Below are 26,851 nucleotides of genomic sequence, written 5' to 3'. Positions count from 1 at the left end.
TGCATCTCGTTTTAAGATCCCTTCTGTACGACCGGGATGTATACCAGAAAATTAGCCTCGTTCCCGGTATCGTAACGATCCCACCTAGGTCCAATCGGATCAAATCCATGTTTATTCAGCATCCGTGAGTACTCCATACACATGAATTTATCATTTTTTCTCGATTCTAGCGTAACGAATAAAGTAGGATTCAAGCATTCGAGTCGTGCATTCCATTCGGAAGGCAACTGCAGTTTTTTGAAATTCACAACTTTAACTGCGAGGCAATATCCGATTTCTACCTCAAGTGTATTCCCGTAGGCACGCAGTAAGTGAATATAACTGCCGGGTACAATATCCATATTGACCGACGCTAATCTCTTCAAATTCAAATCAATAGGCTGCTCGAATGGAAGGGAGGAATGAGGGAGAACATGAGAAAACCAGACCATTACGGTCTGATCCTCCCACTTCACCATTTGAACGGTTTTCTGCCCCGGCCTAATACCGCGCAGATACTGTTTAGCAACTTGTAATGACTTCAGGCTTTGTTCAACCTCCTGCCTCCATCGTTCAAGCAGCTTCTCCTGATCCTCCAGAGAGGATCGAAGGAATACGCGAATATCATTGATCGGCACTGCGGATTGTCGAAAAGATTGAATAAGGCGTGCAATGGGAATTTGATCATCAGAGTAATAGCGATAACCGTTGTCTCCCCGCGTATCCGGAACTAATAGCTCTTTATTCTCGTAGTAGCGTAGTGTGGTAGGTGGCAATCCAGTTTGCAGAGCAAATGCCTGAATCGTCATCTTCATGCCGCTTTCCTCCTAGATTTCAATAAATCTCATAGGACCAGACATTAATGCGATTGCCATCAGGATCGTAGAAATGATAATCGTTCAAATCCGAATCCGGAAGCTCGATTCCATTAGCGATCAACCATGAACGTGAAGCTTCGAATTCATGCGGATGTACATGGAAATATGTACGAGACATTGGATTTCCCCTGAGAGCCCCAGAAATTGTATGATCTTCAATTAGCCATACATGCATCGGATAGCTCGCATCAGGCTCTTGCTGACCGTGAACGGATAGAGGCATCCGAAGAAGTGCAGTTCCTGCATGCTGACCATCAGCTAACTTTTCGAATCCCAATACCTCTTGGTACCAGTTAACGGATTTATCGATATCTGACACTGTAATAATCAACGCAATATCCCCAAAGCTAATGAGACGAGAGTCTGGAAAGCGAACTTCTCTTGATGGATGCTGAACAGCCGTAATCCGAGCACCTTCATAAGCAGTAATATCCACGTATTTTCTGCCACCAGCTAGAAGAACAGGCTCTGAAACCTTAATTCCTTTCTTCGTAAAATGATCCGTCAAAGCTTCTAAATCCTCTGAACTGAAACATAAGCGCAAATGGCCTTCGCTTAAGGCACCAGCTTGATAATGCATAAAATCATCATGAAATGATTTTAGGTTTGCCTGTCCAAAGCGGGGGAGTGGGAAGAAAGCCATCTTGCCAACTGGAACCATCTCCTGTCCCGCGCAACGCCAGCCCATATGCTCGCTATACCACTCTACCGCTTCCTCAAAGCCATCCCAAGATGCCATAATAAAGCCACCGTCAAATCCAAAGTTCGGTCTTTCCATGGATAGATTCTCCTTTAATTTCCTTATTAAGGTCATTATAAAGGTTCTAGTTGCTAGAATGTCAACCATTTTTGTCGTGTTCTGTGGACTTGGTTTTGAGTGTGACTGTAATCGAAAAGAGGAGCTGCCGTTTAGCAAGCTCCTCCGCTATAATTATCCATTAGTTTAATACAGGTTAGTTAAAATTAATTATCACGAGTCGAATTGAAATTAGATTGGTTTAATAAGAATGATTTCTAATGGTTCATTCTCCAACAATAAACATCCAGCATCTTTATAGCCTAATGTCCTATAAAAATGTTGTGCTTCTTCATTTGCTAGTGTAGAGGTCATAACCAATTTACTTCCTTTTTGCTTCATATGATTTTCCCAAAAGAGGACAACTTTTCCTCCTAAACCGTTGCCTCGATACTGCTCATCGAGCCATATCATATTCATAAAAGGGGTGTTGTCCCAAAAATACCCGTATCTCATCCACCCGATATTCATGTTTTGCTGATTACGTATTATGTAGATCTCTTTTTCCTTTATTTTCGTCATAATTAGGTTCTCTAATATATGGTGATCACGATCGACAATGTATTCGTAATCTAATTCGGTAGCGAATTCAATATTCAAAGTTAATTTCTCTCCTTATGGTGCTTTACCTAGAATGCATAAGACTAGAATAACACGCACCTTAGCAGCATACAAATATTTCTATTTTTTTAAGTGTCCTGCCCGTTAACGTACCGTAGGGCTACCGTTCGACAGCCCTCATGATATTGAACTATAGTGTTCCGTTAGTAATTAGGCAAACAAAGAAATCAATTCTTTTAACGAATTTATGATGTAATCTGGGGAATAATTTTCTGGCAATGCTTTATTTTTTCGATTAATCCAAGCAACCTTAATTCCTGCGTTTTGGGCACCTGCAACATCACTAGTGAGTGAGTCACCAACATGTAGAACCTCTAGTGGGTTAAGATTATATGCCGCAAGGGCTTGCTGAAACATCTCAGGTCTTGGCTTATAAGATTTTACGTCCTCACTGGTAATAACATTTTCAAATGATAATCCGTTATGATTAATTGCCGATTGAATGTCATTTCGGTCAATGTTTGAGAGGATTATTTTCGGGGTACTGATACTCCTCAAAAATACATTTGTGTCCTCAAATAGTTGGGGAGATTGCCAGTGATCATATAAAATTTCGCTAAGTTCTCTTGGATTTTCAGATGAGTTATAAAAGGCAATTGTATCCTCTAAGGAACATAGTTCGATTTCACGTTGAGTTTTAAAGTTATCACCATAAGATGAGTAAAAAGTTTTAGAAAAAGAATCCCACCAATATCTTCCGATGTCTTTGGCTGTAGTTCGAGTTGAACTCGATGTCAAAATTTTTTTGCATATTTCCTCAATAAACACATCATCTTCGTGCACGAGTGTACCGTAGAAATCAAGAAACACAGCTTTATACATAAAATCCAATCACGCTCCTTCCCGCCTCTCTATCACTGTACCGCTTTACCACAGTAATATATTTGGGTTAATTTGTATATTACTATCCTGCCCGTTACTTCAACAGGAAAGAGGAGCTGCAGCATAGCAAGCTCCTCCACTATCGTGTTCCGTTAGTTTCATAATCTAATGGTCATTAAATCTTCATCCCAATACAGTTCACCCGATTTTAACGCATTTCTTTCTGTCCCATAAACTTTAAATCCAATTGATTCATATAAACTTTTTGCCATGGTATTGACTGATATCACGGTTAGATTGATCTGCTCCAGACCACTGAATTCTTTCGCCCTTTTGACTAGTTCTATCATCAATGCCTTACCAATACCTTGCCCACGATAATTAGGTGAAACATACATAGCATAAACATTTCCCTTATGATTTGATTTTACATTGCTTTCCTGTACAAAAGTTACAATTCCAATCAAATCATTATTTATAAACGCACCCAACGTAAACCTGCTATCGGTTACTTTAAGGTTTTGTTGTGTTTGCTCAATTGGTTTTGTCCTCTCGATTTCATAAGTCGTTAAAAATGACTCAGGACTTTCCTTTAAGGAATCCAACCGAATTTCACGATATATCTCTGCATCTAATGATTCCAACAACCGAATTAACATGACCCGCTCCTCCATTGCCGCCTAATCTTGGATGGAACAATTATACAACACTTCTTTTGTACTTGTTCGGTATCGTCGAAGCATCATTGAAGAAAGGGCCAGACAACATAATCGCATTCAAAAAGTGTTGGAAGGAGCTAATATTAAGCTCGGCTCTGTTGTCTCTGATATTATGGGGGTTTCCTCTCGTGATATGCTGCATGCCATTGCAGAAGGTGAAGATGATCCCGAAAAACTAGCAAACTTCGCTAGACGCACCATGAAGAAAAAAAAGGATGAGCTCGAACTTGCTCTTCAAGGTTATGTAAATCCTCACCAACGCCTGATGATTAAGCCCCTATTAACTCACATTGATTTTTTAAGTGAACAGATCATATTGCTGGATCAAGAAGTCGCTAAGCGGGTAACTCCTTTTCATGACGATGTCGAACGTTTAGATTCGATTCCTGGTATCGCCTCGCGAATGGCCGAACAGATCATCGCGGAAATTGGGACGGATGTTAAGAAGCAGTTTCCCAGTGCAGCGCACTTATGTTCATGGGCAGGACTAGTACCTGGACATAACGAAAGTGCAGGAAAAAGGAAATCTGCCAAAGCCAAAAACGGAAACAAATATCTCAATCTGCTCTAATTGAAGCAGCCCATTCCGTTACAGCGTCAAAGAATTATCTCGGCGCCATGTATAGACGTACAGCTGCACGAAAAGGTAAAAAACGAGCAGCCATAAATGTGGCTCATGCGATGTTAAGGACTGCCTTCTATCTCTTAACTCGTAACGAAATGTATGTAGACTTAGGTGAAGATTATTTCGACAAACAGAAGCAACAATCTATTGTAAAGTACGCCGTTCGACGATTAGAAAACTTAGGTTATTCTGTGTCCATTTCAGAAGTCTCCTAATCCTCCTCTAAGATAACCATATTCTTTATTTTAGGCGCTGCGCCTTTTTAAAAAACGAATATGCTGCGTCTTCTTTAGTGCTGTCTTTTTCTGCAACTGCGAATTTAATTTTCATGGGAGAAAATAAAGAAATGAACGATATGATAATTATAGATTAATATCCTCACCATTCAACGAGTTAGGTGCGTGGCCGCAACTATCTCGATTAATAAACTTACTTATGACATTTACTTAATTAAAATTGGTTGATATAATACATGTGCTATATACTAAATAATTCCAAACATAAGGGGAATAGTCATAATGAAATTCATTAAAAACAAGTCACAATTTATTTCTGGGGTAGTAGTCGGTGGACTGCTTTTCGGGGCTGTAGGAGCATTTGCTGCAGGTGGACAGATGATCGAGGTTTTCTATAACGTAAAGAATATCAAAATTAATAATGTATCGAAAATGCCTTCCGAGTCTAAACCATTTGTTAAGGATGGAGTGACATTTGTTCCACTGCGTTTTGTTGCTGAAGGTCTTGGACAAGCTGTTAAATGGGATGGAAAGACTCAGACAGTACTTATCGGTGAGACAGGGGAAGAAAACGTTACATATCTTGGAAACGGAATTACCGCTATGAATTTCCAAACATCAAGGGGTGGAGGTTATTCTAGTATAATTGATGGTACAGAATATGATAAGGGTGGAGATGGTGCGAAAAAAATGCCGAAAGATATTGCCGGCAATGAGTATTCTGACTATTCAACTGCTTGGTCTTATGAAGATACAACTATAGAGTACCCACTAAATGGGAAATACAAGAAATTCAAAGCAACTATAGGCATTCCATACGATTACCGTGAAAATACGACAACAGGTAAGCTTGAAATTTCAGTTGACGGTACTTTATTTAAAACCATTAAGTTGGAGCCAGGGAAGTTTTCTGAGAACATTGAGTTAGATGTATCTCATGCGAACAAAATGGCTTTTAAACTCTCTGATGATGAAAGTGGTTCTTCAAAATACATTGTAGTAGGTATTTATAAAGGACGTTTGACGAATTAATAGACTATCAAACCTTATGTAGACTATTGAAAAATCGAATGCTCACACTAGTCATGTCCAACATGAATTTTCACCTTAAATGAGGAAGCAACATAGAAGCCATAGTATGGTTCTATTAAGTGCTTCCTTTTTTTAGAGGAAACTTACAAAATCGATTTTTCAATTCATTAGAGGTACCATCATCGAATTTGTAGCGCGATTCTTCGAATGTACAGTGAAAGCCACGTCTATTCCACAGAATAGCGGCGTTCGAGCTATACTTCACGAATTGTGCGGTGATATGAATACTTCAAATATGGAGAATTTGTAAAGTTCGTAAAAAGAACATTATGTGAAATCCTTGTAGAGCAGAGTAAATCAATAAAAAAGGTGGATATTATTTATGGGAACTTGGGGATATGGAATATTCGAAGATGATTTTACACTAGATGTAAAAGATCTATTTAATTCTTTTATCAAAGAAGAAGTAGGTATTGACCAGATAATCGCTAGACTTGTTCGATTTTATTCAGAAGAAATTCAGGATGTAGAGGACGGCCCATTATTCTTTTTTGCATTATCATCTCTTCTTCTAGAACGAAATGAATTACGAGAAGATATTAAGGAACAAACAATAAATGTAATCAATCTTGGGATCGATCAAGAAAAATGGAAAAGAGCGGGGTTCTTTAGCCGACAAGCAAGGAAGCGTGCATTAAATAATTTAAAGAAAAGTCTAGATAATACCAATTTTGTGAATGAAGTAAGTGCAGTTGATCAAGAAGATCTTGAAAATGATAGATTTAAACCAGGCACAGCAAGATATTCAGTATATGAATTATCGGATCAAAAAACAGAAAAAGTTTATTACGTTGGTAAGACAATCAACCTCGAATTAAGATCAAAATATTTTGAATTAAATCCAATGAAGAATTAATGATTAGGGCTGGACGCGAAACTCTTTCCAGAAAAGAGGAGACTTTATTCATGAATGATAAAATCAAAGGGTTAATTGTGGGTATCACTATTGGTTTTTTGTTAACTGCTTCGACTGCATTTGCTTCTAACAGTACAAGTATTAAAGCTGTAATACATAAGATTAATATCTATGTAGATGGAACAAAGAAAACGAATACTGATGCGATTACCTATAAGGGATCTGTTTATGTACCGATTCGTATTCTGGGTAACTCAATAGGCAAGCAAGTCGGACTTAATGGCGAAAACATTTATATAGGCAAGCAGCCAGTTACTCAAATTACTGACGATAAGGCAATTAAAATCGTATATAACAAGATCAAAAAAGAGGCAGATAAATATCATCTGCATTTCATGATTGAGAGTGACGCCACCAGTAACAAGATTACAGTTCATGCCTTCGAAGATTTTCCGGATCATATTGCTACATATGGTTGGTACTATGTAGACAGAACTACCGGAAAAACCACAAAAATGGATATGCTTACGGGCGATGAAGTGAATCTTTAAAGAAATGAAACTAAGGCAATGAATCATACATCATAAAGAAAAGGCCCAAGCGAATGACCACACGCGCTTGGGCCTTTTTGGCGCTCTAGCAATCCTTAAGCGGAATGGAAAATTCAACATAAAAAGGATGAAGTTCTTCATTCAAGCAAAGCTCAATTCTTTGCTTAAAATTCCCCCAATTTACCATCTCTAATGCTGTTGCGATTGGAAAAAATCCTACTTCTAAAGACTCAGGGGTAGTTGTTAATTCTCCTCCGACTGGTCTGCCTAAAAATAAAGTGTTACAAATACTACTACTTACATTTTGAAAAACACCACAAAACTTTGTCACTTCTATATCTATACCGCTCTCTTCCTTTGTTTCCCTTATCGCTGCATCTTTCAATGATTCACCTTCTTCAACCTGCCCTCCTGGCATTTCCCATCCTCGCTTAGGTCCTTTTATCAATAATATATCGTTACGCTCATTAACTACAATTGTTGCCGCAGAAACTATATGTTTTGGAGCCACTTCATCGTCCTCCCCTTTTTAAATTAACAAAACTAGATTACCACTAATTTCCTATTACTGTATACTGCCCGTTAGAGTAACGCCTTCTGTGGCTAGGCTTTTACAAATGTAATTGAGCGATTATTTCACCATCACTATTCACCGATCCTGTATCTTTGAAACCAATTGATTCGTATATCTTTTTTGCTTTTAAATTGTCTTTCGTATAGATTACCTTAACCACTGAGGCTTTTCCATGAGGGTAGGTTCTTATTATCTCAAGTGCTTTTTGTAATGCCTCTTTTCCGTATCCTTTATTTTGATAGCGTTTATCTATCATAAATCTATATACATCGTAATAGTAAGCACCATTCTCTAGCTCGTACGACATAGCAATAAAACCTACCATTATATCCTTGTAGTAAATTGCGTATATCATTGGAATGAAGTCTTTATTTGTTAATGCTACGTAGGCTCCAGCAATAGAATATATGTTTGCTGCTACAAATTTCTTCTGATCCTCCTCAATGTCTAGATAAATACATTCTTGAAAGTTATCTTTCGTTATTGCTTCTAGGCGTATCATTTATAAACACCCCTCATGTTTTTTTTCACATCGGCATGTATTCGCTACATTTCGATCAATCACCTCTTTTTGGATATTATAGTTAAACTATCCTGTTTGTTAGGTTAATAAAAATAAGCAGGCTTCGACAGCCTGCTCGACAATGTGTGTTATTCAACTATCGTTCCTCGTTAGCTTAATGCATTACAAAATGTGTACATTTGTAATTCGACCATCTCTTTCCCGTTTGCCTTCCGTAAAGGAACTTGCCGGAATGAGCCTTCATGGATGAAGCCGATGCTGAGCAGCTCGCTTTGTACAACCTTGTTATCGGGTTCAATCTCAATCACAACTCGTGTCATATTTATCGTTTCGAACATAAATGCCAGCATCACCTTTATCGCTTCCTTGGCGATCTCCACTATATCCAAAGAGCGGTTCAACTCATATGTGAACCAGACCCGCTGATCCTTCACATTGAACACCGCATGTATAACCCCAACAAGGCGATTGTCGTAATTGCTGCTGAATATGCCCCATGTTATTGCTTTTTTCTTGAAATAGTCGCGTTCAAAATGAGTGATTAACACGGATACTCTGTCTTGGCTCCAAACTCTACTCTTATAAATCTGGTACATGTCCTCAGCGTGACCAGCATCAATCCTCTTCAGGAACACATTGCCAGACTGTAAAACCGGGAATTGTTGAAATGCTGGGTCCAGCATAGAACTTTTGCGTTTTTGGATGCTCTTATGCTTCGGCAATTCGGGGATACTCCATTTTTGGAGTAAAGCGTTCGCTTTCATAATCTTTTGCAGTCGTTGGAACTTAATCCGATCTTGCTTTGCATACCCTTTTCTATGCTCCAGGAGCCATTTCAGACATACCATCGCCTCAAAGATTTCGAGTTCTTCCTCCGGAATCGGATTTTCCTCCAAATATGCCTTTCGAAAAGCTGCGGTTTTCCATGCTGAAGCAAAAAAGATGCTGCTGAACAATATGGACTTAGCGAAATCGAAGCGCCGATCCCCAAGTTGTCCATTTGTCCAATCAATCACCCGATATTGCCGGTCCTTCTCCACCACGTTATCAAGGTGATAGTCGCCATGAATGATGCGGTCTTGTTTCAACGAAGCAATGCCCATGAGATACTCGAGTGCTTCATGAAGATCAGGGTACTCCTTGATGCCCCAGTAGTGGTAGTCAACAAAATTATGTTTCGGCAGGTACTCAGAATCATTTTCGCTAACAGGGGTGTTATGTATCTTAGCTAATAGCGTTCCAAAATCAGTGAATGTATTTACATCGAATTTAGATAGTGGTTTTCCTTCATAGCTAGTCAACAGCACCTGATGGTCCGTATCCTTGTTTACTCCCCAGGCAACCGGCTTCGGCACCGGTAAAGCTAGTTCGGTCATAACAATCAGCAACCGATATTGCATAGAAATATTCGGTTTCGAGTCCTTGTTCCATCTCTTAAGCACGAAGCTGTCTTGATCAAGATTGATCTTCATAACTTCAGCCTCAAAACCTTGTCTCATTGACTCTACTGTTATTTTCTCTCGATTCAACAGATCGTCCAACCTTTGATTCTGTTCTCTCCAGTCAATGTTCGCAAGCGGGTGTTCCATCACAGCAGATCAACCTCTCTCTTACAACCATATTTGCATGCAAAATCTATCATTAATATACCGAACGTGTATTCCCTTGTAAATATATCCTTTAAAACGTCGATTGAACTATGCTGCCCGTTAGTTGAGAAAACGGCAGCCATTACGAGGGGCTGCCGTTTCTTCGTGTTTATTGTGCTAACGTTCCCCGTTAGTTTAAATCCAGCCGACCCTGTTATCTACTATAAAATCTAATCCACTTCAGTAGGATGACATTTAATGGATTGGTAACATTCGTTTCCATGTCTTCTGTAGTAGCGCCTGGTTGTGTTACCGAAGCGAATACCGTCGGAAACTCCGACAATATGGTCAGCAAGTTTTTCTAAAAATTTCTTTAATTGAACTAAATATTTTTATTATTATTTTAGAAAAACCTTGAAAGAAGTCACTTAGATATTTTTTGACTAGGAACCCTACCAAAGTAAAGAATAGTGAAATAACTATTATAAACACAAATAGTTTTAGCCCTGTTTCTATCGATTCCATTTGAATACAGCGCCTCCTTTACAATTATCATTATAAACTTAACATCCACTTTTAAGCCAATACCTGGCTTCCAGCTGCCGTCGTGTTGTTATTGAACTAACGTATCCCGTTAGGTTAATAACCAAAGGTAGACTGGGTTATTACTCATAAAAAATCATTTGTGATTTATCGTCTTGTAATATGAGAGCCTATCTCGTAACGTACCAGTATGAAATCCAAATTTATGCCCATCAGGATCTGTGAAATAAACTGACCTTTCATCCCTTTCATCTCGTTTGCGACCAAGGAGAATATTTATAACTATATCTTCAAGTTTTTTGACTATAGAATTAAAATCTTCACTTTTTACAGTAAAAGTTATATGTGTATAATTCATCTAAATCATTAACAAAAAAACAATTTTCAAAAAATGAATGAGCTGCGTCTTTCTTTACTGCTGCCCTTTTCTGCAACTAGGCTGATGTGCCGGCAGCCTGTTTTTTGTTCTTGCACTCTCTACAATATTTGCAATACTTCTATGGCATCTTTTAAGTGCGTTGGTATCTCAGCAAATAAGGTTTTCACTTATTCTTTCCTTGGTTTGACTAAAAGGTCTCCAGTCCCTTCCTTGGGGGAAAAGGCCAATTCGAGATTTTTTCTACTTGTATGTGGCTTTTTAGCTCCCTGCGGTGTCTAATTAAATGTAAGGTCAAGAGGAGGTTCTTACAATGTCTGGAGCTCATGACAAAAACCCTGTTTATCCGGATGAACAGGGAAACATCAAAAAATTTGAAATCACCTATGATCAATATCGCAAAAGAATCTGCAAATATCTCTCGTTGAAAGTCAATCCTATGGTTGCAGATGACCTAACGCAACAAGTTTTCTTAAAGGCAATAGAGAACATTCATACTTTCAAAGAAAATTCCAGTTTATTCACTTGGATTTTCAAAATTGCTCAGAATATAGCGAAAAATGAATTTCGAAGTTTATCACGAAAAAAAGAAATCCCATATGATTTTACAGGTTACGAATCGCAGTCTATCTCTCTTGATTTTGCTAAAAATGTTGAAATCCGTATTGATATTAGTTCAGCGTTAAAAAAACTAAACGAGCTAGATCAACAGGTTATTTCATTGCGTTTTTTTGTTGACTGCACCTTGTCGGAAATTTCCAAAATCGTTGGAATGCGTGAGAGTGCAGTAAAGAACAGGTTGTACCGATCATTAGAGAAATTAAGAAGAGAATTAAAAGAATGGGGTGACATTGCCATTATGTCTATTCAAGATATGATATCAATAGTAAATAAAAGTGAAACCAATGACATGACTGTTAGTCTGAAGAAGGTTCATCAAGACTTATTTGATGAGCTTAAGGATAATGTTGAAAGAATTACATTGAAATATAAACACCAGCCATCCAGAAAAATTATCATTGAAATTTATCCAGATCTTCCGACCTTCCATCAAGCTGTGGGAGAAGAAAATGCTCCAAATTGGTTCATGGGTACTTTTGAGGAGAATTATTTAAAAATTGTTTCTCCTTTGAATCCTGGACCAGAGCATACGTATCAATCCATTCTTAAATCCACCGTACACTTGTTCACAATGTGGTTAATCACTGACATTAATCCGCTTGCTCCAAAATGGGCGCGTCAGGGTATTGGAGGATATGAGTCAAAAGGGATGAGCGAAGAATTCATCAAGAACAGTACTTTAGATACCATTCATAATCTTGTTATCCCGTCTTTTCAAGAGTTAAATAATGATACTTGGGATTTTGAAACGATGAAAGGATTTCAATTTTCTTATTTAATTGTGGAGTTCATTGTTGATAAATATGGATTAGATGCATTAAATAAAGTGATTAGAAATCCCAATGGTTTTAATGAAATCTTTCAATGTTCTGAGTCAGAGCTGCATGAGCAATGGGTCGAGTATGTAAGAAACAAATAGTAATGTTTCTGGTCCGTTAAGCCCGGTTATAAACCGGGCTTTTATTCTATTATCCTCTAGCTGGAATAGCTTAATAGCCCCCCTCTAATGTTTTCCATTTGAGTGAAGCCCTCGTCCAATCACATTTGCAGACGCTGGATCAAATCCTAATTCTCTAATCCAAACTGATAACTGACCGATATGATGAATCTCATGAGCAATAACATGCCTCATTATTTCACCAAATGTAAAATCGTCAAGAATGTTTTCTTCCAATTCATTAGACCAACTATTAACAAATTTCTCCACTTCAGTCCGGCAACTATTTGATAATCTCTCAATTGCATCCAGGTTTTTGTAGTCTTCGAACTTATAATGGGAACCGGGTAATTGTTGAAGCGCAAGTAAAATCCATGCCTGTTCAACATCCACAATATGATGGAGTGTTCGAAGAAAACTTCCAATCCCACCTACACGTTCCCTTATTAATTCTTCTTCTGGTAATCTCTTCAATAGTTGAAACCATTCATCACGGACTTGCCAATTGTATCGAAATAGTAATTGCATATTCCTTCACCCTCAACATTTTTATGTACTTGCAGCCGATTTACGCTTAATTTAAGGATAAGTAGTCCTGATAAATTGCAATGGTCAGCTCGACATCCCGGCCCGCTCTAGATACAGGTTAGTAATGAATGAAAATAAAAAACGGAGCCACCCATTCTTGCGAGGTCTCCGTCTTCCTTGTGTATTATTTTTGGTTTCGTGCCGCCCTCATCGCAGCACCTTCTTCCTCATTAGGACCATATACACCAGGAGGGACCAGGCCTGCTTGCCGTATAAGAATGGTCATCTGTCCACGGTGATGAATTTGGTGACGAATCACCATGTTTAGTACACCGCCGTATGTCATGTTCATCGATCCGAACAAGAGCAGGTTCTCAGATAATTGTGTGTCCGTCCACTGCTGCTTTAGTGCGTCTACAACGGCACTGCTCATAACGCGATAACTTTCAACGATATGGGAAGCGTTCGAGGGAGTGGGATGCTTGTAATCCGGTCCCTCGAATTGGAGCCCGGTGGAACCCAGGATTGCGCCGAGCGCGCCGACCAGGTGCCAACCCAGATCTCCGAGCGTTCTTGGTTGGGTATCCGAAACTGCTTGCTTCAGTGACTGGTCGGTCAGGACCTTGAGCACTTTAAGTGTAGCTTCCTCTTCGCGGCTCCAGTCCTCCACGAATTCATCGATTGATCGATACATATCAGTCATCGCTCCTCTATATGTAAATACAATAAGTATATCATTACAAAGGTACTCGAACAAACCTTCATGTTGTCCTGGTCTTCTACTGTGTCAGAGGGAGATCAACAGGCTGCCGACAAATCGGCAGTCTGTTGATTGATGTGCTATAGTGTCCCGATGATAATTCTTCATACTCATTTGACTCCCATCTAAACTGATAGAATCAGTTCGAGACTATGGGTTATTTCGTCGGCAATCATATTAATGATTGATTGCAAATCTCCGTGATCAGCCTTTTCCAGAGCGATGTAATAGTCTTGGCGGTTCTCATTCCGGATGATTGCTGGTGGAAGGCCGTGCTTCATCAAAATGACGTTCATCGATAAACGACTTAAATGTCCATTACCATCGGTAAAGGGATGAATTGCAACGAGTTTATGATGGAACATAGCCGCAAGTTGAACAGGATGCATTCTCTTCCTCTCCTCTTCATACCACTTTATGAGAAGTTCCATTTCTAATGGAACCTGAATGTATGAAGTATAATTGTGAATTTGCCCAGAGAGGGTCAAGACGTGATTATCTTCCTTTTTATATTCTCCTGGGGAAAAATCGATATCCCGCACACCTTGAAAGAGAATCGCATGAAAGTCCTTGATCAAACGTTCAGTTAGATCCCTTTCGAATATTCCTTCCTGCAGATAATCGATTGCTTCAGCATGGTTAACGATCTCTAGGTGCTCCCGAAGTGACTTCCCTTTAACCGTTAGACCTTCACGGAGAAAGAAAGCCGTTTCTTGATAGGTGAAAGTATTGCCTTCTATAGCGTTGGAATGGTAAGTCCACTCTTCACGAAATTTTTGCATGATTGTTTTCATGAGTTCCGGCTTCAGCGGGCGCTGCTGATCAACCTGTTTCCTTAATTCGTCAATTTTTTCCCACATATCACATATTCCTTTCTGAATTTATCCAGATATAAGTATTATAACAGATGCTAGATCCTTAGATTTGATTGCTTCACCCTGCCCAATTTCACAAGTAGATAGAGATGAAAAAGGTACCTTAATTACATGTCGTTGGAAGCATGTAATTTAAGTACCTTTTTACTTCTGTATCTCTCCATGACTAATGGCGAGGATGTTGTTATAATCGTATTTATTAAATGACTAGAGATAAAAGTAGTATACCACCTAGAGAAACAAATGATGCAATAAGGCAGGCGGCAGTGAAGCTCTTAAACATATCCGGTAATGATAATCCTAAATATTCTTTTACAAACCAAAAACTCGAATCGTTGACATGGCACCAGCCAATCGCTCCGGAGCCAATGGCGAGAACGATAATTTCCGGGCTCATACCAGGATAAGCAGCCAGCATAGGTGCCACCATGCCTGCAGTGCTAATCATGGCCACCGTGGCGGAACCGATAGCAAGGTGCATAAGCCAAGCTATTAGCCAAGCGAGAATAATTGGGTTCATATTTAGTGACATCAAAATCTTAGACAATTCATTACCTACACCACTGTCAACTAAGATGCCATTAAAAGCTCCACCGCCACCAATAATCAGCAAGATGCCGGCAATCGGTCCAAAGCATTGTTCTGTAAGCGTTAACAGGTTTTTCATTTTTAAACCACGAGAAAGGCCTAACGTATAATAAGCTACAAATACCGAAATGAGAAGTGCTATAAGTGGATTGCCTAAGAAAGTAACAATAGGCAGTAAAGACGAATCTTTTGAGAGAAACAATGTACTAACCGTTTTTCCTACCATAATGAATAGTGGCAATAGGATAGTAAATAGGGTAATGCCGAAGCTTGGAAGATTCTCAACTGGCGTTGCAATCCCTTCTGATTCCTTTAATACTCCAGTCTTGCACTTCGTACTGATAAACTTGGCCCAAATTGGACCAGCTAAAATAGCAGTAGGAGTTCCTATAAGAAGAGCATATAGAATGACCTTCCCTACATCAGCCCCCAAAGTTGTAGTAATTGCAAACGCTGCCGGATGTGGAGGCACCATCGAGTGAACGACCATCAGTGATACTGCCAAAGGAATCCCAACACGGAGTAACGACATCTTCGCTTGTTTGGCAACTATGAAAACCAAGGGAAAAAGTAAAACAAATCCTACTTCAAAAAATACGGGAATTCCGGCAATTAAGCCGACAATTGTCATAGCCCAGGGAGCCCTTTTTTCTCCCATTTTCTCTAGTAATGTTCGTGCAAGGCGCTCCGCTCCGCCAGATACTTCCAACATTTTGCCTAAAATCGTGCCAAAGCCGATAATAATAGCCAGAGAACCTAACGTTCCGGCCATTCCATTTTCAATGGAAGTAGCAATCTTAGGAAGAGGCATACCTGTAGCAACTCCCACAAATATACACACTATTATTAAGGAAAGAAAGGGATGTATTTTAACTCGAAGAATGAGAAAGATGAGAATTGCTATAGATGCGACTAATACTAGCATCATCATTGTTCCAGTTTCCATTTTCTTAGCCTCTCCCTATACTATAAAGTAAATTAGCTGTTTGCACCTTTGCGGTAGAAATCATCCATGACATCTTTTGGAACCATGCCGCCACCAGTAGCCCAAAGAATGTGAGTGGCATTTTGCATCTTCTGTTCAAGGTGATTATTTTTTAAATAATCTTTTCCCATCGAAGAAGCGTTCAGTTGAACGGGTCCGATAAATCCTGCAACTGCCGATGGTTCTAAGAATTTTCCTTCTGAATCGGCTAACTTTCTAAGGATTCGATAGAGACAGTCGTCTTGAATAGTAAAGACACCACTAATATCTTTCTCTAGTGCTTTGCCCACAAAGCCTGATGGTCTCCCTACGGCAAGCCCATCTGCTGCAGTAATATTATCAATGCCAAATTCCTGAGCTGATACCTCGTTATGCTTACGTGTCATTAAACCTAGCAACATTGCCGGTGAATGGGTTGGCTCTGCAAAAAAGCAATGGACATTGTCTCCAAATACTGTCCGCAATCCGAAAGTGATTCCGCCAGGAGCGCCGCCTACACCGCAAGGTAGATAGACGAAAAGCGGATGATCCTGATCGACTGGAATCTTCATGTCGTTTAGTTGCTTTTGGAACCGTTTAGCTGCTACGGCATAACCGAGGAATAACGTTGAAGAATTTTCATCATCAACGAAGTGGCTATTGGGATCTTCCTGGGATTGTTGTCTGCCTGCCTCTACTGCTTTCCCATAGTCGCTATTGTGTTCAACTACGATTGCACCTTTTTGCCGCAATAAATCTTTTTTCCATTGTTTAGCGTCAGCAGACATATGCACAATAACTTTGAAACCTAATTGGGCACTCATAATACCAATACTAAGACCTAGATTACCGGTTGATCCGACCACAATCGAATAATTCGAAAATAGAGTCCGAAATTTTTCATCTGCCATAATGGAGTAGTCATCGGTTATTGACAGTATGCCGTGCTTAAAGGCTATCTCTTCGCCCACTTTTAATATTTCGTAAATTCCTCCGCGAGCCTTTACAGATCCAGAGATGGGCAGGTGACTGTCACATTTGAGATATAAAGTTCCCGCTATTTCCTGATTGAACATTTCTGATAACTTCTGCTGCATTTTTGGGATGGATACTAATTCAGATTCGATGATTCCGTTTTTTTCCTTGGTCTCCGGGAATACTTTTGCTAAATAGGGGGCGAAACGAAGCAGTCGTTGTTCCGCATCTTCGATATCAGCTATCCCTAATTCCGTGTTAATCATTCGGTTGTTGCAGCTCTCAAGCTGCGGGTTTACCCAGAAAACTTCTTCAGCATCAATGATTTGCTGCAGTTCCGGTAATTCATTTTTCCACTCTTCGACCGTTTTTCCAGCAATTTTGTTAGTCATTTTTACCTCCGTTTTAAAATGGATCAAATTTATTTCCAAAAGGCGATTTGGGGTTGGTATTACATTTATTTTTCTGCGATAAATTCTATTTCTACTTTGGCTCCCTTAGGAAGACCTGCAACCTGGATGCAGGAACGTGCGGGTTTGCCAGACTTGAAATAAGAGCCGTAGATTTCATTCAGACAAGTAAAGTCATCATTCATTTCACCTGTCTGCGGATTAATTCCAAGTTGCCCCGATGCATACAAACGTTAAGCGCTTACAATTGCTTGCGAATAGGGTCCAGTAGCGGCTGGAGCCTTATCGGTCATAATTGTTTTTTTAATAGCATTTTATCTCCTTGTTTTTTAAGTGACATTCTAATGATGATATTCTAACGGAGACTCAAAAAGTTAAATCAGGTTTAATAAATTAAATATAAATGCATATTAGCATTTTGCGTTTATTAAATCAAGCTTAATAATTATCATTTTTTTGGTAAGGAAATAATGATTTAATCTGGATAAAAAAACCGTTTCTGTATTTACAAGTGTGCAATACACTTGTAAATACAGAAACGGTCTAAACGCTTCATCTATTAATATGATTGTTTTCTAAAATGTTGGAGGAGTAATAGCAAAAATAACGGTTGCTTCTTTATCCGATCTATTTTCCCACTTATGTTCAATCCCAGGTGGTATTTTTACACTGTCTCCATTATATAAAGTCTCCACATCGTTCCCAATAAATAATACTACCTCACCCGCTAATACATACGCGACTTCTTCACCAATGTGTCTCATAGGTTTTTCGGCAGATTGGGATTCAGGCGGTAATTTCATTAAAACCATCTCAATTGAGCCGCTTAAATCCGGAGACAATAATGAATATTCCCAATTGTTCGATGATGGAAATATGATTTTTTTTCTGGAATTTGCTCTGGTAATTAAATCTTTAGTTTGCACAAATTCAGTAAATAAACTAAATAAAGGAACTTCCAATGCATCAGCAATCAAGCGTAGAGTATTCAGTGACGGACTAGAAAGTCCCCTTTCAATTTGACTTAACATTGATGAAGTTACATTCGTTATTTCTGATAACTGTTTAATCGTATAATTCTTATTTTTGCGAAATTTTACGATTGTTTTACCTAATTCTAGATTATCCATAATTCATCATACCTCTTAAAAATACCTCAAATTTTATTAATATGCCGTTCCTGATTTTAAATTCCTATAAATATAAACATATCATAAATCTTAGATATTTTAAAGTTACAGAGTTTATTACTCGGTTATTTGTCTTAATATTTTTGCTGGATTACCCGCGACTATTGTATTTGAAGGCACGTCCTTCGTGACAACTGAACCTGCAGCTACAATGGAATTATCGCCAATATTTACACCAGGTAAGATTACACAACTCCCGCCAATCCATACCTTGTTTCCTATAGTTATCGGTATCCCATAACCACTTTTATTTCTATCCTTTGGTTCTACAGAATGACCAGCGGTATAGATCCCAACATTCGGAGCTATCATGCAATCATCACCAATTCTTACCTCTGCCATGTCTAAAATCGTACAGTTATAACCTGCATAAAAGTTATTTCCTACGTGGATGTTGTAACCTAAATCGCAATGAAAGTTGTGCTCGATGCTAAGCCCTTCTCCTGCACTTCCAAACAATTCCCGAATAATATTTTCTTTCTTTTCAAATTCTTCAAAGTCACTCCTGTTAAATTCTTGAACCAGTTTCTGAGCTCTAATGCTTTTCATCTTTAATTCTTCAGTACCTCTTTGATAATAAATTTTTTCTTTTTTGCCATCGCCCATATGTATACTCCTTTTAATTTCAATTTGTGTAGTTCGGTTAAATCAAACATATAGTTTAGGCGAATCAAAGTAAAGTCATTCCACTATCCTCTACCGTATTATGAGGTCACCAGCATGTAACGCGTTCCTTGCAAGGGAAACGGCAGAAATTACAGCGTTTTCCGCATAAACTCCGTAATATACTTTTCCTTAAAGCCAAGGCTGTCATACAGACTCCTGGCATAATTCCCGACGACACACCAAAGATCGACGGTTGCGCTGCCACGCTGATGGATCTCGTTGCATAAATACATAACAAACTTTCTTCCGATCCCAAGCCCCTGAAAGTCTGTACGGACGGAAATACTGCTGAGTTCATTACCACTAAGGTGGCTATAAGCAACGATTTCCCCATTTATTTCGTAGACAAAACGGTTTTCCGCATCCTCTTTCCATGCTCTTCGTTCTTTTTCACTGGGCTGGGCAATCACAGAATCAAGAAAGCACCCGACACGGACGCGCATTTCATGAAAAGCTGCGGCATACAGCAACTGACTGGCAAGATAGTCTTCGTCCGTATACAGCCTCACCGGAAGTTTCTCCAATGGAAAGGTATCGGCGGTTCGCTGCATATAAGCCGAAGAAAAATATTTGTCATAACCGAGCTTACGCGCAAACGCAAGAGATGCTTGATGACCGGTACGAAAGGAACTCCTGACTTTTTCGGTTCCGCCCGCCTGCAATTCGTTTTCAGCATACTTTACCATTGCAGAACCGATTCCTTGCCTGCGAAACTGTGGAGCGACGAACACAGTTAAATAGGTCTGTGATGCAGGCTCGTTCACTTGGGCTAGTGCAACAAGCTTATCCTCAATAAACGCGGTAATAAACAGTTCCGGTTCTTCAGCAAGCACCCGAAGGATGTTTTCACCCGCGTCGACGTCATAGCCTAATAATTCTCTAGCGGCATAATAATCTTTTTCACTGAAGTGTTCGTATCGGATACCTGATATGTTCATAGCCTTTGATTTCCTCCGTTTTTATTGGGGTGTTGTAGAATTAATTCTGTTTCAGGAGTACCATCCGACCATTCTCATCCTGGAACAGGGAGAGGGTCTCGCCTGATGGATGTTGTTCATAGTAGGAGAAGCCGAGCTTGCGGAGATGGATGAATTGAGCCTGTAGAATATCCATGGACGGTTTCTCCTGGAGAATTCTCTGTTGCTTGTTCTTCCATCCGGTAACAACAATGGACAAGACAAACAGTACACCGATAGCAGCAAGCATCTTCCAGAATGCATGGAAGTCTCGTTCTAGTACGATATGGTCAGTGAACCATTCTATGAATTTTGGAATAGACAGTTCGACAGCAGACAGAAATAGACCCGATAGAACGAAGACCATCAGTACGCTCTTATAAGGTAGAAGAAACGAAAAAAGCCAGTGATAGATGAGCCAAGGCCGAGCAGTGGTTACTAAAGATCGCAACGCTTCACCTTCTCACAAATAAATTTAAAAGCGCTTCCTTGATTTTAACCAATGAATTTCAGGGTTTACAAATGCTAATCACATAAGGAAAATTATTACACAGACATATTTACTTGTCTATCACCGTCATCAATTCACATAGAAATCGCTTGGAAAGAGCAGACCACTATTGTGATCTGCTCTTTTCAACTATTGTTCCTCGTTAGTTCAATTCCGTGTGCATTAGATTTGTTCTTTTCTCCTTAGCCGTCCTTCGCTTGCTGTTGTTGCCGGATCTCCTTAACCCGCTGCTCGTACTATCCTGATCCAATCATTATTTTTCAATTTTTAACCCTTGTCCCTCTCAAAACGCGCCCGGAAACCCGAGCTATACAAGGGCTTATGCGCCCCTATTGCGTAACATTGCCCGCTGTTTCTGCTTGCGCTCGGCGATTGTTGGTACTGAATTCCTTTCAAAATGTCTCTATTACGTTGGAAAAAAATTCTGATATACTATTGATAATTGATATACTGTGTTGTACGATGTATATGCAGGAGGTACAATACATGAATGTCGAAGATTGGAAATCACAAATTAAGCGAGGAACACTCGATTTTTGTATTCTATTGCTAATAAAGCAGCGACCATATTATGGGTATGAAATCATAAGTAAGTTAGAGCAGTATCCTATTGTTGCTGCAAAAGAAAATACAATTTATCCTCTACTTAGAAGATTATTGAATGAAGAATATATTTCTTCATCTTGGCAAGAAAGTACAGAGGGCTTACCACCGAGAAAATATTATACCATTACAAAAAAAGGAGACGAATACTTAAACGCTATGTCCTTAGAATGGGATAATTTATTAATAGCTATATCAGAAATTAAAGGAGCGTTAGATTATGGATAAAATTATGAATGACTATCTTGAAAAAATTGAAAAGTATTTGAAACCTATGTCTGCTTCCGAGCGTCTTGACATTGTAAAAGAAATTAAAAGTGTAATGCTTGAATTGCAAAATAATGGTGTATCTTCTGAGCAAATCATCGAGCGGTTAGGAAACCCAAAAGAATTAGCGAAAGCATACTTAGGTGAAGCCATTTCAAAGAACAGTACATTTAGTTGGCATAAATTCGGCGCTGTATTTGCATTTTATAGCTATGCAGGCGTCAACGGTATGTTTGTTTTGCCGTTTATCAGTATTCTTTCCATTGCTTTTATGATTAGTGGAGTTATTACACCGATAGGCGGAATTATTAAATTTGGTGGGTATCTTATGGGATATGATATTGCCGGAATAACAATCGAAATTGGAGCATATACAGCAAGCAGCCCAATGCAGTTCTTGGCAATTTCTATTGTGATTGGTGTGTTGATGTTTTGGTTGGGGAAAGTGTTATGGAAACTTACAATTAAATATATACACGCAATTAGTCAGAAAATGAAATCGGCAGCACGGAGCTTTTGAATTCTGGTCCAGTTGAGCTGCAGCTGCTTGTGATGACTCTCCGGCATCGTCTTCCTTTGCATTAACCAACGTTACGCTGCCAAGCGCCAGCGATCTAGGACAAGATCTTATATACTTAAGTAGGGTAAGACGGGGAATTACTTCCCCGGAATCCCCATCAAACCGTGATGCGGATTCCCGCACACGGCTTTCCTTCGTCAGTTCCCCATCTTCAGGAGTGAGCTGTCAAAAGGACGAACAGGGTAACCGCCCTTTTATCCATCACAGGTTGTATTTAATGTCGTCCATTATGACAGAGGCTCTTACTTGACGAATTCAGCCATTACAATATTTCAATGTACCCTTCTGTTCCATGCACGCGAATTCGTTGCCCGTCTTTTATCAGATTGGTAGCATTTTCCACTCCAACAACTGCTGCTAAGCCATATTCACGCGCGATAACTGCTCCATGGGTCATCAGTCCACCAACTTCGGTGACTAGGCCCTTTATGGATACAAACAATGGTGTCCAGCTGGGGTCTGTAAAGGAGGTGACTAATATATCTCCATCTTCTACATTAGCATCTTCCATATATAAGATGACACGTGCTCGCCCCTCTATAACTCCTGAAGAAACAGGTAGACCTACAATAGCTCCAGCCGGGATATTTTCCCTATCATACTTACCTGCAATGATTTCACCATCAGACGTAATAACACGTGGTGGCGTTAGTTTTTCATAAAATTTGTACTCGTCTTTTCGTTTGCTGATGATCTGGTAATCCAGTTTATTTGTGCGTACGACTTCGTGAAGTTCTTCAAAAGTGAGATCGTATATATCTTCTTTTTCAAGAATAACGCCCGCTTGTACAAGTTGTTCGGCTTCTTTCAGCAAAGCTTGCTTATAAATGAAGTAGCGGTTAACCATGCCGTATTTCGGATATTCCCGATAACCGATGAAATTCCGGATTAAGCTGATCACTCGTTTTGTCTCTTCAGCTTTTTGTTCACCATCCGGTAATTGCTTCAATCGATCTAATAACTCTTGTTCTTTTTCTAAAGCTTCCTGTCGCCCTTGCTCAAATTTCCGATTGCCAGCATTAGGCTCAAAGTTTTTGATATTACTGAGAATCATGGGAACAAGTGAAATTGGTTTTTCACTCCAACGAGTTCTCGAAATATCGATTTCACCGGCACATCGCATTCCGTATTTGCCCAGATAAGCATAGATAGCGTCTTGAGTTTCTTGTCCACCATCCAACTTAACCAGTTCACCCAAAAAATGTTCATCTTTTACATGTTGTAAATAATCAATTACTTCCGGATAAGGACGAATCACATCTGCGACATCCAATAGCGCCAGACCCATTTCCGAAGTGATATTGTTTGGTACAGATTGAGAAAGCGTATCTGCTGCGTTTTTTTCACCTAACCACTCGTACATTTTTTCATTGATCCATGACGAAGCATTCATAGCAGTCATAAAAACCTTTGAACTTTGTGGGTCAAATAAGATCTTCTTTAATTCCTGGAGATCTTCCAGAATAAAATCAAATAAATCTGCTCCTGATTTCGTTTGGATGTTTTGTTTTAATTCTTCTATCGATGTTTGACTGTTCTTAATCAAATCAGAAACGATTGCCGGATCGTTTTCGATTTGTGCTTGAAAACCTGCAGACGGCATACCTGCATTACTTTTACTGGGACTCGGTTCTTTTTTATCATTTGGTAACAATTTTATAAAATCTCGCTCTATTATGGTCATGAGTGCATCTTTCATGAGCGGATCGTGTTGTCCCATGGCATCTAATAACATTTTTCTACTGTCAGGTGAAGCCAGCATATGTGTGACATCAACAAACAACCTTCCACCAGCTTTACGCATGGGTGCAGGAGTCGTTAACAGGAAAAAAGACAGTCCCAATGGTTTCATAGAGTCAGTCATCATTTGTTGATGACCGACAGATACATAGACGTGATTTTCTTGATCATTCGCTTCAGGGATGGGGTATAAAGTAGTGATTGGCCGACTCTGGACAATATAAAATGTATCTTCAGTTAAACACCATTCGATATCTTGTGGGTAACCAAAATAAGCTTCGATCTGTCTTCCGATGCGTGCCAGTTGCAAAATTTGTTGTTCAGTAAGTGTTTGAGTCTTTTGCTGATCAGGATCGATCTGGTTTGTCTCTGTTCCGCCTTCTTTTCGTCCGTAGATAGCTATTTTTTTGGTTGCTATCCTCTTATCGACGATTTCCTCATCCTGTATTTTATAACAATCGGCAGATACCAAGCCAGAAACCAGTGCTTCTCCAAGTCCAAAACTGGCATCGATGGATAGCAGCTTCCGGTTTGAAGTAATCGGATCAGCGGTAAATAAAATCCCTGAAGCCTGTGGGAAAACCATCCTTTGAACGATAACGGATAAATAAACTTGACTGTGGTCAAACCCATTTTGCATACGGTAGATTACCGCACGATCCGTAAATAGGGAAGCCCAACATTTGCTGATATGCTGCAAGATGGCATCGACGCCGATGATATTTAAATAGGTGTCTTGTTGACCAGCAAAAGAGGCATGCGGTAAATCTTCAGCAGTCGCACTAGAACGCACTGCATAAGCATGTTCATCACCAAGCTGGGAGAGGTAGTGAGTAACTGCTTTCACAACATCGGAAGGAATTTCTGCTTCCATAATGATTTGTCGAAGCTTCCGGCTGGTTTCACCAATTTGATCCCGATCTTCTACGTTTAGCATTGTTAGTCGATCCAACAAAGCATGATACGTTTCGTTTTGTCCGATGGCTTTTTGATATCCCACTGTTGTAACACAAAATCCTTCGGGTACTAGTATTCCTTCAATATTTGATAATTTCCCTAAATTTAACCCTTTTCCGCCAACGAGCAAAAGCTGCGTATTGTCCATTTCCCGAAAACCGAGAACCAAAGAAGAACTCATCCAATATCTCCCCTAACCATTAAATTGAGAAAAACATTTGACAAGAGTTTACCGACATAGTACAATTAAAATGTAAGGTGAAACAACTATATCTATTTAATTGTGAAAAGTTGCAATCTGATTATATCATCGTGTCTGTTTATATGCAATATATAAGAACCTGGATAACTACCCAGGTTCTTTTTTGATTTCCGGTTATCATTAGTCACATCAAAAACCATGGTTCGAGCCGAACTCGGTCACTGCATAGTTCCCTAGCGGCCCTATGCAGCCTAAGGAAATTCTGAAGTTGCGTCGGGTTCTTATTGAGCTACCCTGCCCGTTAGCGTAATGGATTTTAGAGACATGATTAGATTTTTTCAATAGGAACATATAAGTACAATTCCCCGCCACTATCTTTTGGATTATAAAACTCTTGAATTGCCCCGACAATTTGATAATTGTTTATAGGCAAGTAGTCCGATAGCATGTTTTTCAAGGTATCTTGATATGACTCCTGCGTACACTTTGTCACAACATATTTGAATGCAGGGAGAGTCCACTTCGTCCATCCATCTGGAGGTATCGCATCGTCAGTAACTTCGCATCCCGCTAAATATTTTCCACCGTCCCTCCACCTTTCAAAATTACCACTAACATCACTCATTGCTCCCCAAATTCCAACAATGTTTCCATCGACATCTAATTTTGCAAGATCACTGATTTCAAAAAAATTGTTATTTGCCTCTTGCCATAGAGGTAGTATCCAATTCGAACTCTCAGATGAAAGTCCTTCCCCCGATTTACCAATCACTGAAAACCGCTGCTTTTCAATTAATTCGACCACTCTCATAGCCCCCTTGATCTTTGTTAATTCACAAATTCTGCGAGGTAATTGAACTATCCTGCCCGTTCGTGTTCAGTGACCCCCTGTCATGATTATTTTGTTCATTTAATTGCATATATCGATAACCACTGAGGAATAGCAGCCAAGGGGTTTATTTCCCATTTGCACAATTGATCAAGTTCTTCATTTGACCTAGTATCTCTTTCATCGCTTGATTCATCAACCCAAAATGTACCATCCTCTGCATACATTTCTTCAATATGCTTAATGGTTAAACCTGATGAAATAACAGCATTCATTATATCCTGTATACGCCATTTATAAGTTGGTATTTCTCCAAAAGGACCTGTTGAGTCATAAGGCTTTACTACAGTTATTTTCTCTGTATCTCTTCCCAACGGACGCATAAAAGGGTGAATGTCAAACATTATATAAGAACCATTGCTTTTAAGAATTCTATTGATATTGTTGTACATGGAATTTAAATCATTAATCCATACATGGACGCCATTTGATGTATATACAAAATCATATTCGCCGCTTTTAATATTGCTTAAACTCATTGTATCATCACATATAAATTCAATATCCCAACCATGTTTATGAGCTATAGCAGCAGTGTTTTCCAATTGTTGTTCCGATATGTCGGAGGAAGTTACTTTGGCTCCCATCATATGAAAAGCAAAAACAGCATGGTTGTCACCGCTTGAAGGAACACAAATTCGTTTGCCTTGCAAGCTTGGAATTGCCTTTTTAATCATTGAATACGTAGTAGGGTGAAATGCTGATTCTGGATGTTTTATTATTTTTGAAATCGCTTCATCTGTTCTATATCTTTCATACCATGTTCCAGACCATTGGTTCCAACTATCTTTAATTATATTAATATGATTCTCCATTAAATTGCCCCTTTTCACATTATCCGTTCGATCACAT

At 39.3% G+C, this 26,851-nt stretch carries 27 protein-coding genes and 2 pseudogenes; 7 read left to right on the top strand and 22 right to left on the bottom strand.

Annotated features, from left to right (window positions below; translation table 11 throughout):
- Nucleotides 1-11: 11 nt before the first annotated feature.
- The 5 genes from EKN16_RS28155 to EKN16_RS28135 all read right to left on the bottom strand — a co-directional run bounded on the left by EKN16_RS28155 (nucleotide 12) and on the right by EKN16_RS28135 (nucleotide 3,755).
- The gene (locus EKN16_RS28155) at nucleotides 12-794 is read right to left on the bottom strand and encodes a helix-turn-helix domain-containing protein (protein WP_125664446.1); all 783 of its coding nucleotides are present in this window, start codon (nucleotides 792-794) and stop codon (nucleotides 12-14) included.
- 19 nt (nucleotides 795-813) lie between these two features.
- Nucleotides 814-1,635, bottom strand: coding sequence for a VOC family protein (locus EKN16_RS28150; RefSeq protein WP_125664444.1), 822 nt, complete (start codon nucleotides 1,633-1,635; stop codon nucleotides 814-816).
- Nucleotides 1,636-1,845: 210 nt separating this feature from the next.
- Nucleotides 1,846-2,253 (bottom strand): GNAT family N-acetyltransferase, encoded by a 408-nt coding sequence (locus tag EKN16_RS28145; protein WP_179955569.1) that lies wholly within the window; start codon nucleotides 2,251-2,253, stop codon nucleotides 1,846-1,848.
- A 171-nt stretch (nucleotides 2,254-2,424) separates the two neighbouring features.
- The gene (locus tag EKN16_RS28140) at nucleotides 2,425-3,096 is read right to left on the bottom strand and encodes an HAD family hydrolase (protein ID WP_125664442.1); all 672 of its coding nucleotides are present in this window, start codon (nucleotides 3,094-3,096) and stop codon (nucleotides 2,425-2,427) included.
- Between the two features lie 158 nt (nucleotides 3,097-3,254).
- A complete protein-coding gene (locus EKN16_RS28135) occupies nucleotides 3,255-3,755 on the bottom strand; it encodes a GNAT family N-acetyltransferase (RefSeq protein WP_125664440.1) in 501 nt (166 codons plus the stop codon).
- A gap of 31 nt (nucleotides 3,756-3,786) precedes the next feature.
- On the opposite strand from EKN16_RS28135, the gene EKN16_RS28130 reads away from it, so the two are divergent.
- The 4 genes from EKN16_RS28130 (at nucleotide 3,787) to EKN16_RS28115 (ending at nucleotide 7,175) form a co-directional block, all read left to right on the top strand.
- The gene (locus EKN16_RS28130; protein ID WP_232016056.1) at nucleotides 3,787-4,386 is read left to right on the top strand and encodes a transposase; all 600 of its coding nucleotides are present in this window, start codon (nucleotides 3,787-3,789) and stop codon (nucleotides 4,384-4,386) included.
- A gap of 572 nt (nucleotides 4,387-4,958) precedes the next feature.
- Complete coding sequence (locus EKN16_RS28125; protein WP_125664438.1) at nucleotides 4,959-5,708, top strand: stalk domain-containing protein; 750 nt, start codon at nucleotides 4,959-4,961, stop codon at nucleotides 5,706-5,708.
- A gap of 382 nt (nucleotides 5,709-6,090) precedes the next feature.
- On the top strand, nucleotides 6,091-6,624 hold the full coding sequence (locus tag EKN16_RS28120) for a hypothetical protein (protein ID WP_125664436.1): 534 nt from the start codon (nucleotides 6,091-6,093) through the stop codon (nucleotides 6,622-6,624).
- Between the two features lie 50 nt (nucleotides 6,625-6,674).
- A complete protein-coding gene (locus EKN16_RS28115; protein ID WP_125664434.1) occupies nucleotides 6,675-7,175 on the top strand; it encodes a stalk domain-containing protein in 501 nt (166 codons plus the stop codon).
- Between the two features lie 85 nt (nucleotides 7,176-7,260).
- On the opposite strand, the gene EKN16_RS28110 is transcribed toward EKN16_RS28115, so the two are convergent.
- The 4 genes and pseudogenes from EKN16_RS28110 to EKN16_RS28095 form a co-directional block, all read right to left on the bottom strand.
- Nucleotides 7,261-7,686, bottom strand: a complete 426-nt coding sequence (locus EKN16_RS28110; RefSeq protein ID WP_125664433.1) for an NUDIX hydrolase — start codon at nucleotides 7,684-7,686, stop codon at nucleotides 7,261-7,263.
- A 100-nt stretch (nucleotides 7,687-7,786) separates the two neighbouring features.
- The gene (locus EKN16_RS28105) at nucleotides 7,787-8,251 is read right to left on the bottom strand and encodes a GNAT family N-acetyltransferase (RefSeq protein WP_125664431.1); all 465 of its coding nucleotides are present in this window, start codon (nucleotides 8,249-8,251) and stop codon (nucleotides 7,787-7,789) included.
- Nucleotides 8,252-8,421: 170 nt separating this feature from the next.
- Nucleotides 8,422-9,861, bottom strand: a complete 1,440-nt coding sequence (locus EKN16_RS28100; RefSeq protein ID WP_232016601.1) for a GNAT family N-acetyltransferase — start codon at nucleotides 9,859-9,861, stop codon at nucleotides 8,422-8,424.
- A gap of 665 nt (nucleotides 9,862-10,526) precedes the next feature.
- Nucleotides 10,527-10,759 (bottom strand): annotated as a pseudogene (locus EKN16_RS28095) (metallothiol transferase FosB); the annotation flags it as partial.
- Nucleotides 10,760-11,093: 334 nt separating this feature from the next.
- Here EKN16_RS28095 and EKN16_RS28090 point away from each other — a divergent pair.
- On the top strand, nucleotides 11,094-12,320 hold the full coding sequence (locus tag EKN16_RS28090; RefSeq protein ID WP_125664427.1) for an RNA polymerase sigma factor: 1,227 nt from the start codon (nucleotides 11,094-11,096) through the stop codon (nucleotides 12,318-12,320).
- An 84-nt stretch (nucleotides 12,321-12,404) separates the two neighbouring features.
- On the opposite strand, the gene EKN16_RS28085 is transcribed toward EKN16_RS28090, so the two are convergent.
- The 10 genes and pseudogenes from EKN16_RS28085 to EKN16_RS28040 form a co-directional block, all read right to left on the bottom strand.
- Nucleotides 12,405-12,866, bottom strand: coding sequence for a DinB family protein (locus EKN16_RS28085; protein ID WP_125664425.1), 462 nt, complete (start codon nucleotides 12,864-12,866; stop codon nucleotides 12,405-12,407).
- A 184-nt stretch (nucleotides 12,867-13,050) separates the two neighbouring features.
- Complete coding sequence (locus EKN16_RS28080; RefSeq protein WP_125664423.1) at nucleotides 13,051-13,560, bottom strand: DinB family protein; 510 nt, start codon at nucleotides 13,558-13,560, stop codon at nucleotides 13,051-13,053.
- 191 nt (nucleotides 13,561-13,751) lie between these two features.
- Nucleotides 13,752-14,486, bottom strand: coding sequence for a Fic family protein (locus EKN16_RS28075; protein ID WP_125664421.1), 735 nt, complete (start codon nucleotides 14,484-14,486; stop codon nucleotides 13,752-13,754).
- A 214-nt stretch (nucleotides 14,487-14,700) separates the two neighbouring features.
- Nucleotides 14,701-16,035 carry a GntT/GntP/DsdX family permease gene (locus EKN16_RS28070; RefSeq protein ID WP_125664419.1) on the bottom strand — a complete coding sequence of 445 codons (1,335 nt, stop codon included), beginning with the start codon at nucleotides 16,033-16,035 and terminating at the stop codon, nucleotides 14,701-14,703.
- 32 nt (nucleotides 16,036-16,067) lie between these two features.
- The gene (locus tag EKN16_RS28065; protein WP_125664417.1) at nucleotides 16,068-17,420 is read right to left on the bottom strand and encodes a D-serine ammonia-lyase; all 1,353 of its coding nucleotides are present in this window, start codon (nucleotides 17,418-17,420) and stop codon (nucleotides 16,068-16,070) included.
- Nucleotides 17,421-17,485: 65 nt separating this feature from the next.
- Nucleotides 17,486-17,731, bottom strand: a pseudogene (locus tag EKN16_RS28060) (Rid family hydrolase).
- 282 nt (nucleotides 17,732-18,013) lie between these two features.
- Entirely contained in the window at nucleotides 18,014-18,568 is a 555-nt protein-coding gene (locus EKN16_RS28055; protein ID WP_125664415.1) for a helix-turn-helix domain-containing protein, read from the bottom strand.
- A 117-nt stretch (nucleotides 18,569-18,685) separates the two neighbouring features.
- Nucleotides 18,686-19,234 carry a sugar O-acetyltransferase gene (locus EKN16_RS28050; RefSeq protein ID WP_125664413.1) on the bottom strand — a complete coding sequence of 183 codons (549 nt, stop codon included), beginning with the start codon at nucleotides 19,232-19,234 and terminating at the stop codon, nucleotides 18,686-18,688.
- A gap of 149 nt (nucleotides 19,235-19,383) precedes the next feature.
- Nucleotides 19,384-20,232, bottom strand: a complete 849-nt coding sequence (locus EKN16_RS28045) for a GNAT family N-acetyltransferase (RefSeq protein WP_125664411.1) — start codon at nucleotides 20,230-20,232, stop codon at nucleotides 19,384-19,386.
- 40 nt (nucleotides 20,233-20,272) lie between these two features.
- Complete coding sequence (locus EKN16_RS28040) at nucleotides 20,273-20,701, bottom strand: ABC transporter ATP-binding protein (protein WP_125664409.1); 429 nt, start codon at nucleotides 20,699-20,701, stop codon at nucleotides 20,273-20,275.
- 546 nt (nucleotides 20,702-21,247) lie between these two features.
- On the opposite strand from EKN16_RS28040, the gene EKN16_RS28035 reads away from it, so the two are divergent.
- The gene (locus EKN16_RS28035; protein WP_125664407.1) at nucleotides 21,248-21,592 is read left to right on the top strand and encodes a PadR family transcriptional regulator; all 345 of its coding nucleotides are present in this window, start codon (nucleotides 21,248-21,250) and stop codon (nucleotides 21,590-21,592) included.
- The gene (locus EKN16_RS28030) at nucleotides 21,585-22,151 is read left to right on the top strand and encodes a DUF1700 domain-containing protein (protein WP_125664405.1); all 567 of its coding nucleotides are present in this window, start codon (nucleotides 21,585-21,587) and stop codon (nucleotides 22,149-22,151) included. Before EKN16_RS28035 ends, EKN16_RS28030 begins: the two co-directional genes overlap by 8 nt.
- Before the next feature lie 322 nt (nucleotides 22,152-22,473).
- Here the strand turns inward: EKN16_RS28030 and ppsA are convergent, their stop codons facing one another.
- From ppsA to EKN16_RS28015, 3 genes are all read right to left on the bottom strand, one after another.
- Nucleotides 22,474-25,089 (bottom strand): phosphoenolpyruvate synthase, encoded by a 2,616-nt coding sequence (gene ppsA, locus EKN16_RS28025; protein ID WP_125664403.1) that lies wholly within the window; start codon nucleotides 25,087-25,089, stop codon nucleotides 22,474-22,476.
- Nucleotides 25,090-25,438: 349 nt separating this feature from the next.
- A complete protein-coding gene (locus EKN16_RS28020) occupies nucleotides 25,439-25,915 on the bottom strand; it encodes a GyrI-like domain-containing protein (RefSeq protein WP_232016055.1) in 477 nt (158 codons plus the stop codon).
- 101 nt (nucleotides 25,916-26,016) lie between these two features.
- Nucleotides 26,017-26,814, bottom strand: coding sequence for a class I SAM-dependent methyltransferase (locus EKN16_RS28015; protein ID WP_125664400.1), 798 nt, complete (start codon nucleotides 26,812-26,814; stop codon nucleotides 26,017-26,019).
- Between the last annotated feature and the right edge of the window lie 37 nt (nucleotides 26,815-26,851).

The organism is Paenibacillus baekrokdamisoli, assembly GCF_003945345.1.
In the GTDB taxonomy this organism is placed as follows: Bacteria; Bacillota; Bacilli; order Paenibacillales; family Paenibacillaceae; genus Paenibacillus_Z; species Paenibacillus_Z baekrokdamisoli.
Note: the sequence above shows the minus strand (reverse complement) of the source record. Positions and strands in the feature narration are given on the sequence as shown.